The following is a 9788-nucleotide window of genomic DNA, read 5'->3' on the forward strand; positions in this document are numbered from 1 at the left end:
CCATGTCGAGTCGCCCCTTCGAGTTCGAGTCCACCCCCACCGGCACCACGGTCCGTGTCCGCGTGCGGGGCAACGACGTCCTGGCCATCCCCCTGATCAACCGCGGCACCGCGTTCACCAAGGCCGAGCGGGACTCGCTGCGGCTCAACGGCCTCATGCCGAGCGGCATCGTGCCCATCGAGGGGCAGATCTCGCGGGTCTACCAGCAGTTCCGCGAGCAGCCGGACGCGCTGTCCAAGAACGTCTACCTGTCGGCCATGCGCGACCGCAACGAGGTGCTCTTCTACCGCCTGCTGGCCGAGCACCTCGAGGAGATGCTGCCGATCGTCTACACGCCGACGATCGGCGAGGCGATCCAGCGCTACTCGCACTGGTACTCCCGCCCGCGCGGCGTCTTCCTATCGATCGACGACCCGGACGGCATCGAGAACGCCTTCCTCAACTACGGCCTCGAGCCGGAGGACGTCGACCTCGTCGTCGCCACGGACTCCGAGGGCATCCTCGGCATCGGTGACCAGGGCGTGGGTGGCGTGCAGATCGCCATCGGCAAGCTCTCCGTCTACACCGCGGCCGCCGGCATCCACCCGCGCCGGGCCATCCCGGTCGTGCTCGACGTCGGCACCGACAACCTCGCCCTGCTCAACGACGAGCTCTACCTCGGCGTGCGGCACGCTCGGGTGCGCGGCGAGCGCTACGACGCGTTCATCGACAAGTTCGTCGAGGTCACGACCCGGCTCTACCCCAAGGCCATGCTGCACTGGGAGGACTTCGGCGCGAGCAACGCGCACCGTATCCTCGAGAAGTACCGCCACGACATCTGCACCTTCAACGACGACGTGCAGGGCACGGCCGCCGTCGTGGCCGCCGCGGCCCTCGCCGGGGTCAAGGCCACGGGCGAGCGGATGAGCGACCAGCGCATCGTCGTGCACGGCGCCGGCACCGCCGGCGTCGGCATCGCCAACCTGCTGCGCGACATCATGATCCGCGAGGGGGCGTCGCCGGAGGAGGCCAACGCGCGGTTCTGGTGCCTGGGGTCGCGGGGCCTGATCACCGAGGCGCTCGGCGACCGGGTCCGGCCGTTCCAGAAGCCCTACGCCCGCACCGACGCCGACGTGCAGGGCTGGCGGCTCGACGTCGCGGGCCGGATCGGGCTGGCCGACGTCGTCCGCAACACCCACCCCACGATCCTCATCGGCACGTCCGGCCAGCCAGGCACCTTCACCGAGGCGATCGTCCGGGACATGGCCGCGCACACCCGCAACCCGATCATCATGCCGCTGTCCAACCCGACGAGCCTGTCCGAGGGCATCCCGGAGCGCATCGTCGACTGGACGCACGGCAAGGCGATGATCGCGACCGGGTCGCCGTTCGCCCCCGTCACCTTCCACCAGCGCACCTACGAGATCGCGCAGGCCAACAACGCGCTCGTGTTCCCCGGCCTCGGGCTCGGCGTCGCGGTGTGCGGGGCCTCGCGGGTCTCGGACGGCATGATCGCGGCGGCCTCGGAGGCCATCGCCGGGATCAGCCAGGTCACGCGTCCCGAGATGTCGTTGCTGCCCTCGATCACGCAGCTGCGCTACGTCTCCGCGACGGTCGCGCTCGCGGTCGTCAAGGCGGCCCAGGAGGAGGGGCTCGCGACGGTCGAGGTCGACGAGCCCGTCCAGGCGGTCTACCAGCGCATGTGGCACCCGGTCTATCCGGACCTCGAGGTGGTCTGACCGGCGCCCGTCCTGACGCCCGGACGTGCGCGGCTCCTGAGCACGTCCGGGTGAACCTGCGGGGTCGGGGAATCACGCCGCGCCATTAATGCTTATAATGAGCACAACAGGCGCCTAGCCTGCCCTCGCGTCCCGGGTGCGGCGTCCGTCATACGGCCTGATCCGTCGTCCGACCCGCTCGCTCCACCCTGTCTCGCCCCCCAGGAGCCAGCCATGCCCGCCACCTCGACCGGCCCCCTCGGCCCGACCGGCCCCAGCGCCCCCCGGGGCGCCACCGGCCTCGACCGCCACCTCACCCGCACCGAGCGGCTCGACCGCCTGCCGTTCACGAGCAAGCACCGCCGTCTGCTCGCGGGCTCCGGCGTCGGCTGGGCGCTCGACGCGATGGACGTCGGCCTCATCTCGTTCGTCCTGACCGCGCTGGCCCGCCAGTGGCAGCTCACGCCGACCGAGGTGTCCTGGATCGCCTCGATCGGCTCGCTCGGCATGGCGGTGGGGGCGACCCTCGGTGGCCTGCTGGCCGACCGGATCGGGCGGCGCCAGGTGTTCGCGCTGACCCTGCTCGTCTACGGCCTCGCCACGGGCGCGTCGGCGCTGGCCGGCAGCGTGGCGGTCCTGATGGCGCTGCGGTTCGTCGTCGGGCTGGGCCTCGGGTCTGAGCTTCCCGTCGCGTCCACCCTGATCAGCGAGTACTCCCCGGCGCACATCCGCGGCCGCGTCGTCGTCGGCCTCGAGTCCTTCTGGGCGATCGGGTGGATCCTGGCGGCGCTCATCGGCTACTTCGTCATCCCCGGCAGCGCCGACGGGTGGCGGTGGGCGATGGCGCTGGGCGTCGTGCCGGCGCTCTATGCCCTGGTCGTGCGCGCCACCCTGCCGGAGTCGGTGCGCTTCCTGGAGTCCAAGGGCCGGTATGCCGAGGCGGAGTCCGCGGTCCGCAGCTTCGAGGAGCCGGCGGGGGTGCCCGCCCCCGACCACGCGCCGGACGCCGCCATCGACGCCCCCGTCCCGCCGACCGGGCCGGTGCCCGGGCTGTGGAGCTCGCGCTACCGGCTCCGCACGGCGTCGCTGTGGGTCGTGTGGTTCTGCGTCAACTTCTCCTACTACGGCGCGTTCATCTGGCTGCCCTCGCTCCTGTTCGCCCAGGGCTTCGACATGGTCAAGTCCTTCGAGTACACCCTGTGGATCACCCTCGCCCAGCTCCCCGGCTATGCCGTCTCGGCCTGGCTGATCGAGGCGTGGGGGCGCCGCGCGACGCTCACGACCTTCCTGATCGGGTCGGCCTGCGCCGCCGGGGCGTTCGGGATGGCCTCGTCGGTGCCGGCGATCCTCGCCGCTGGGTGCGCGCTCAGCTTCTTCAACCTCGGTGCCTGGGGTGCACTGTATGCCGTCACCCCCGAGATCTACCCCACCGTCATGCGGGGGACCGGGTCCGGGGCGTCGGCGGGGTTCGGGCGCATCGCCTCGATCCTGGCGCCGCTGGCCGTGCCGCCGCTCAAGGCGGCCGGGGGGACGGGCCTGGTGTTCACGACCTTCGCGGTGGCGTTCGCGATCGCGGCGTTCTCGGCCCTCGGCCTGCCCGAGCTGCGCGGCAAGGAGCTCGAGGAGCTCTGACCTACCTCAGCTGATCTCACAGAGGCACGCCGATCTGCCGCCGCGCCTCGTCGAGCAGCCCCATGATCGCGACCGTCTCGTCCAGGGGCAGCAGCTCCGACTCGCGTCGCCCCTCCGCGACCAGCCGCGCCAGGTAGGCCGCCTCGTAGCACAGCCCCCGGTGCCCGTGCACGACCGGCTCCGGGCCCTCGACCACCTCGCCGGAGCGCGACACCAGCCGCACCCGACCGGGCTGGTAGAAGTCGCCGTCCAGCTCGACGCGCGCCAGCGACCCCGAGATGGAGGCGATGGTGGGGGTCTTGGCGGCCAGCGTCGTCGTCAGCACCGCGTGCGCCCTGGGCGCCGCCGCGAAGTCCGACAGGATCATCGACGCCTGCGCCTCCACCCCGGTGAAGGCCGTGGTGCCGACGGCGGTGACCCGCTGCGGCATACCGAGCACGCCGCAGGCGAAGGACACGGGATAGATGCCCAGGTCGAGCAGGGACCCGCCCGCCAGCTCCGGCGCGAACAGCCGGAAGGACCGGTCCTCGGCGAACCACTGCCCGTGGTCGGCGAGCACCGTCTCGAGCTCGCCCAGCACCCCGTCGGCGACGAGCTGTCGGATCACGTCGCTCTGCGGCAGGTAGCGCGTCCACATCGCCTCCATGCACGTCACGTCGGCGGCGCGGGCGGCGTCGACGACCTCCTGCGCCTCGGCCGCCGTGCGCGTGAAGGCCTTCTCCACCAGCACGTGGCGTCCCGCGGCGATGGCCAGCAGCGCGTGCTCGCGGTGCTCGCTGTGCGGCGAGGCCACATAGACCGCGTCGACCTGGGGGTCCGCGACGAGCTCGGCATACGAGCCGTATGCCGTCGCGCCCCCCACCTCGCGCGCGAAGGCCTCGGCGCGGTCCAGGGACCGCGACCCGACGGCGACGACGCGGCTGCGCGTGTGCAGCCCGTCGGCGAACGCCCGCGCGATGCCGCCGGGCCCGATCACGCCCCACCGCAGCGGGGGAGCCTCACGGGGGTCGGGGACGCGGCTGTCGGGCAGCGTGGTGGGCAGGGGGACAGGGAGGTCGCTCACCCCGTCGAGCCTAGGGGAGGATGGCCTGGTGCCCCAGTCCTACCTGACCGTCGCGTCGCCCGTCGACGTCGAGATCGAGGTGCGGCGCTCGCGGTTCCTGGCGCGGCTGGAGCGGGTCGAGGACGAGGCGGCGGCCCGGGCCGTGGCGGAGGCGGCCCGCAGGGCGCACTGGGACGCTCGGCACCACTGCTCGGCGTTCGTGCTGGGGCCGGAGGCGATGACGGAGCGGTCGTCCGACGACGGCGAGCCGGCGGGGACGGCGGGGGCGCCGATGCTCGAGGTCCTGCGCGGCCGCGGGCTGAGCGACGTGGTGTGCGTGGTCACGCGGTGGTTCGGGGGGACGCTGCTCGGGACCGGTGGGCTGATCCGGGCGTATGGCGACAGTGTGCGCGCCGCGTGCGATGCCGCGCAGGTGCTGGAGCGCCTTCTGGCGCAACGGTTCTCGCTGGAGGTCGTGCACGCGGACGCGGGGCGCGTGGAGGCGGCGCTGCGCTCGCGCGGGGTGCACGTCGACGGCACCGACTACGCGGAGCGGGCGACGCTGAGGCTCGACGCGGAGTCGCAGGAGCGCGACGAGCTCGCGGCGCTGGTCGCCGAGCTGACCGGGGGAGCGGGCGTCCTGGTCGACGGCCCCACCGACTACCGCACCCACCCCCGGTAGAGGCATCAACCGGCCTTCGTTCCCCAGGCTGATGCCTCTACCCCCGGCGGGTCCACGCTCCCTGGCGGGTCCGCAGCCAGCGCGCGAGCAGCGGCGCCAGCGCCAGGATCGCGAGGAGCCGCGCGAGCTGCACGGCAAAGACATAGGTCGGCTCGGCGCCGCTGTCGGTGGCCGTCGCCAGCACCGCGAACAGCCCGCCCGGCGTCGTCGCCAGATAGGTCGTCAGCGGGTCGACGCCCGTGACCTGCGACAGCACCCAGCCGAGCACCCCGCACAGGACCAGCAGAGCCGCGATCAGCACGAGCCCGGCGGGCAGCAGCCGCCCGATCGCCCGCACGCTGTCGCGCGTGAACTTCACCCCGACCTGCAGGCCGATCGCCAGCATCGCCAGGGACACGAGCAGGCCAGGCGTCTGCGCGCCGCCGAGCCCGCCCCACAGCGTCAGCCCTCCGGCCACGGCCAGCGGCCCGATCAGCGTGAACGTCGACACAGGCACCAGCCGGGCCAGCCCGAGCCCCACCCCGACCGACACGGCGACGAAGGCCGCCGACGCGACCCAGCCGCCACCGGCCCCGCCGGCAGCGGCGTCCCCGCCCTGCCCCGTCTGCGGGTGGAACACGAGGCCCACGACGAGCGGCAGGGTCACCAGCACGAGCAGCACCCGGAGGTACTGCAGGATCGACACGACCCGCGCGTCCGCCCCCAGCTCGTCGGCGATCGACGTGATGCCCGACGCCCCGCCGGCGGCCATCGAGAACAGTCCGGTGGCCAGCGAGATCGGGTGCAGACGCGCCAGTATGACGCCCGCGAGCAGGCTCAGCAGCAGCGTCACCACGGTGACGATCAGGACGGACGGCCAGTCGGCGGCGATCTGGCGCAGCGCCGACAGGGTCACCGTCTCGCCGATGGTCACCCCGACGAAGGCCTGCGCCAGCACCACGCTCCAGCGCGGCAGCTGGGGCGCCCGCGGCGACCCGAACGCCAGCACCGCCCCGGCCGCCAGCCCGCCGAACAGCGAGGGCGACGGCAGGGCCAGCAGCGCGAGGCCCGCCCACACGACGGCGCCCACGACGACCCCGGTGACGAGCACGCGGGCGGGAGGGGCGATCACCCCAGCACCCTAGGTCGGCCTCGCCGGCACGCGCCTCTCCGGCTCAGGTGTCGACCATCACCCGGCCCGGCCGCCGCCTCCTGAACGCCGTTCAGGTACGCTTCGCCCCATGCCCACCGCCGCCCGCCGCACCTCCACCAGCAACGACCCCAGCGCCAGCAGCGACTCCAGCGCCAGCAGCACCAGCGCAGGGGGCGACCACCCCCGACCCGCCACCCGACGCGGCCTCACCGCCCGCGACCTGGCCCTGGTCGCCGCCTTCTGCGCCCTCATCGTCGCGCTGGTCCCCGTCAAGGTCCCGGTCGGCGGCGCCGCCCCCATCGTCCTGCAGAACCTCGGCATCATGCTCGCCGGTGCCGTCCTCGGGGCGCGCCGCGGGTTCCTGGCCGTCCTGCTGTTCGTCGTCCTCGCGGTCGCCGGCCTCCCCGTCCTCGCCAGCGGCGTGCGCGGGCTCGCCATCTTCACCGGCCCCACGGTCGGCTTCGTCGTCGGCTACCCCGTGGTCGCGCTCGTCATCGGCCTGCTCGTCCAGCGCTTCCTCCCGCGCCTGCACGTCATGGCGGCGGTCGGCGCCTGCCTGGTCGGCGGCATCGTCGTGTCCTACGCCCTCGGGATCCCCGGGATGGCCTGGCGCTCGGCCAAGCTCGACCTCGCCGGCGCGGCGACCTTCTCGGCGACCTTCCTGCCCGGCGACCTCGTCAAGGCCGTCGTCGCGGGCGTCGTCGCCACCGCCGTCCACAAGGCGCTGCCGGACCTCGTGCCGGCCCGCCGCCGCTGACGCCGACCACGGCTCGCAGCAGGCGTCCGCCATACGACCCATGCCCACCATCCGCATCGAGGGCGTCGCCCACGCCTATGGCGATCGCCGCGTCCTCGAGCACGTCGACCTGACGCTCACGGAGCCGCGCGTCGGCATCGTGGGCGCCAACGGCTCGGGCAAGTCCACGCTCGCGCGCATGCTCAACGGCCTGGTGGAGCCGACGGAGGGGCGGGTGCTGGTCGACGGCCTGGACGCGGCGCGCGACGGGGCGGCGGTGCGGCGCAAGGTCGGCTTCGTCTTCCCCGACCCCGAGGCGCAGATCGTGATGCCGACGGTGCGCGAGGACGTGGAGTTCTCGCTGCGGCGCCGCCGTGGCCTCAGCGACGACGACAAGCGGCGGCTGGTCGACGAGGTGCTCGAGCGCTACTCGCTGGCCGATCACGCGGATCACCCCGCGCACCAGCTCTCCTCGGGCCAGAAGCAGCTCCTCGCCATCGCCGCCATCCTCGTCACTCGGCCCGACGTGCTGGTCTGCGACGAACCCACCACCCTGCTCGACCTGCGCCACTCGCACCAGGTCTCGCGGCTGCTCGACGCCCTCGACCAGCAGGTCGTGCTCGTCACCCACCACCTGTGGCTGCTCGAGGGGTGGGAGCGGGTCGTGTGCATCGACGAGGGTCGGGTGGCGGCCGACGGGCCGGCCGGCGAGGTGGTCCCCTTCTACCGCCGGCTGATGGGGGCCTGACGTGCTGACCGGCGCGTATGCCGAGGGCCGCTCGCTCCTGCACCGCCTCCCGGTGCCCTGGAAGCTGCTGGCGCTCGCGGTGTTCCTCGTGCCGGTGTCGCTCGTGCAGCGGCCCTGGATGACGGCGGCCTCGGCGCTGGTCGTCCTCGGCGTCTACGCCCTGTGCCGGATCTCGCTGCGCCTGGCGTGGGGCGAGGTGCGGCCGCTGCGGTGGTTCCTGCTGGTGATGGCGCCGTTCCAGTGGTGGAGCGGCGGGTGGGAGGCCGTCGTGGTCACCCTCGGCGGCATGGTGGTCGCGGTGGCGGCGGCCGGGCTCGTCACCCTCACCACGCGCGTGTCCGAGATGCTCGACGGGGTGCAGCGCCTCGCCCAGCCGCTGCGGCACGTCGGCGTCTCGCCGGAGCGCGTGGCCCTGACCGTCAGCCTGACGCTGCGCAGCATCCCCGTCGTGGGGCAGCTCTTGCAGCAGACCCTGGACGCGAGGCGGGCCCGCGGCCTGGACCGGTCCGTGCGGGCGGTGGCCACGCCCCTCGTCATCCGCACGGTCCGGCACGCCGAACGCGTCGGTGACGCCCTCGCGGCCCGGGGCGTCGACGACTGATCGCCGCAGCCACCCCGGGGGGGTCTGCCCACCCGGGGCGCCCTCGATAGGGTGGAGGTCGCAGAGTCGCGACCGTCATACCCCCTCATCCGCTATCGCAGGAGGACCCTCCCGATGACCATCAAGCGCGTTGCCATGCTGACCGCCGGCGGCTACGCCCCCTGCCTGTCCGCCGCCGTCGGCGACCTCATCGAGCGCTACACCGAGATGCTGCCCGACGTGGAGCTCATCGGTTACCGCCACGGCTACCACGGCGTGCTGACCGGCAGCTACACGGTCTTCGACGAGGAGACCCGCCGCAACGCGGGGGTGCTGCGCAACTTCGGCGGCAGCCCGATCGGCAACTCCCGCGTCAAGCTCACCAACGCCAAGAACCTCGTCGAGCGCGGCCTGGTCAAGGAGGGCGAGAACCCCCTCGAGGTCGCGGCCAACCGCCTCAAGGAGGACGGCGTCGACGTCCTTCACACCATCGGCGGCGACGACACCAACACCACGGCGGCGGACCTCGCGGCCTACCTGCACGAGCAGGGCTACGAGCTGACCGTGGTGGGCCTGCCCAAGACGATCGACAACGACATCGTCCCGATCCGCCAGTCCCTCGGCGCCCAGACGGCGGCCGAGCAGGCGGCGATCTTCGCCCGCAACATCATCGCCGAGCACGGCTCCAACCCGCGCATGCTCATCGTCCACGAGGTGATGGGCCGCAACTGCGGCTGGCTGACGGCGGCGGCGGCCCGCGACTACATGACCTGGCACGGCCAGCAGACCTGGTTGCCGCAGGCCGGCCTCACCCCGGAGCGCTGGGCGATCCACGGCGTCTACGTCCCCGAGGTGCAGATCGACCTCGACGCGGAGGCCGCGCGGCTCAAGAAGGTCATGGACGAGATCGGCTGCGTCAACATCTTCCTGTCCGAGGGTGCCGGCGTCGACGACATCGTCAAGCAGCTCGAGGCGTCCGGCCAGGAGGTCGCCCGCGACCCCTTCGGGCACGTCAAGCTCGACACGATCAACCCGGGCAGCTACTTCGCCAAGGAGTTCGGCGCCAAGATCGAGGCCGAGAAGACGATGGTCCAGAAGTCCGGCTACTTCTCCCGCTCCGCCGCCGCCAACGACACCGACCTCGCGCTGATCAAGCAGATGTGCGACGTGGCGGTCGACGCGGCCCAGGCCGGCACGCCCGGCGTCGTCGGCAACGACGAGGAGCGCGGCGACGAGCTGCGCGTCATCGAGTTCCCGCGCATCGCGGGGCACAAGGCGTTCGACGCCTCGCAGGACTGGTTCCAGGACCTGCTGCGCCAGGTCGGCCAGGCCTGACCGCCCCTCCCCCCTCGGCTCCCTCGCAGATCTTCGGGTTGCAACCCGGAGATCTGCGAGGCGCGTGAGGGCCGCCTCGTCCACAGGGCGATCGCCGCGCGCGGATTGCCGCGCCGCCGTCCACAGGGTGGCGCCAGGACCCGACTCGTGCCGTTTTAGTGTGTCGGCCAGTCGGTGCTGGTCGCGGTGAGGATCTCGCGGGCG

The 9788-nt window shown here is 73.0% G+C and carries 9 protein-coding genes; 7 read left to right on the forward strand and 2 right to left on the reverse strand.

Features of this window, described 5'->3' with window-relative positions; all coding sequences use genetic code 11:
* The first annotated feature begins 2 nt into the window (after positions 1–2).
* Together B4E97_RS18905 and B4E97_RS18910 are read left to right on the forward strand one after the other, a co-directional pair.
* Complete coding sequence (locus tag B4E97_RS18905; protein ID WP_029211275.1) at positions 3–1718, forward strand: NAD-dependent malic enzyme; 1716 nt, start codon at positions 3–5, stop codon at positions 1716–1718.
* Positions 1719–1931: 213 nt separating this feature from the next.
* Positions 1932–3329, forward strand: coding sequence for an MFS transporter (locus B4E97_RS18910; protein WP_286961271.1), 1398 nt, complete (start codon positions 1932–1934; stop codon positions 3327–3329).
* A gap of 16 nt (positions 3330–3345) precedes the next feature.
* Here the strand turns inward: B4E97_RS18910 and B4E97_RS18915 are convergent, their stop codons facing one another.
* Positions 3346–4392, reverse strand: a complete 1047-nt coding sequence (locus B4E97_RS18915; protein WP_286961274.1) for a Gfo/Idh/MocA family protein — start codon at positions 4390–4392, stop codon at positions 3346–3348.
* Positions 4393–4420: 28 nt separating this feature from the next.
* Between B4E97_RS18915 and B4E97_RS18920 the strand changes: the two genes are divergently transcribed.
* Positions 4421–5053, forward strand: a complete 633-nt coding sequence (locus B4E97_RS18920; RefSeq protein WP_414632807.1) for a YigZ family protein — start codon at positions 4421–4423, stop codon at positions 5051–5053.
* Positions 5054–5090: 37 nt separating this feature from the next.
* Here the strand turns inward: B4E97_RS18920 and B4E97_RS18925 are convergent, their stop codons facing one another.
* A complete protein-coding gene (locus B4E97_RS18925; protein WP_286961277.1) occupies positions 5091–6164 on the reverse strand; it encodes an AbrB family transcriptional regulator in 1074 nt (357 codons plus the stop codon).
* A 109-nt stretch (positions 6165–6273) separates the two neighbouring features.
* Between B4E97_RS18925 and B4E97_RS18930 the strand changes: the two genes are divergently transcribed.
* From B4E97_RS18930 to B4E97_RS18945, 4 genes are all read left to right on the forward strand, one after another.
* Positions 6274–6942: a biotin transporter BioY gene (locus B4E97_RS18930; protein ID WP_286961281.1), complete on the forward strand. Its 669-nt coding sequence runs from the start codon at positions 6274–6276 to the stop codon at positions 6940–6942.
* 40 nt (positions 6943–6982) lie between these two features.
* The gene (locus tag B4E97_RS18935) at positions 6983–7669 is read left to right on the forward strand and encodes an energy-coupling factor ABC transporter ATP-binding protein (protein ID WP_286961284.1); all 687 of its coding nucleotides are present in this window, start codon (positions 6983–6985) and stop codon (positions 7667–7669) included.
* 1 nt (position 7670) lies between these two features.
* Positions 7671–8270, forward strand: coding sequence for an energy-coupling factor transporter transmembrane component T family protein (locus B4E97_RS18940; protein WP_239264113.1), 600 nt, complete (start codon positions 7671–7673; stop codon positions 8268–8270).
* A 114-nt stretch (positions 8271–8384) separates the two neighbouring features.
* Positions 8385–9584 carry a pyrophosphate--fructose-6-phosphate 1-phosphotransferase gene (locus tag B4E97_RS18945; protein WP_286961288.1) on the forward strand — a complete coding sequence of 400 codons (1200 nt, stop codon included), beginning with the start codon at positions 8385–8387 and terminating at the stop codon, positions 9582–9584.
* Positions 9585–9788 lie beyond the last annotated feature (204 nt).

This window comes from Arsenicicoccus sp. UBA7492 (assembly GCF_002479615.1).
GTDB classification, from domain to species: Bacteria; Actinomycetota; Actinomycetes; order Actinomycetales; family Dermatophilaceae; genus Arsenicicoccus; species Arsenicicoccus bolidensis.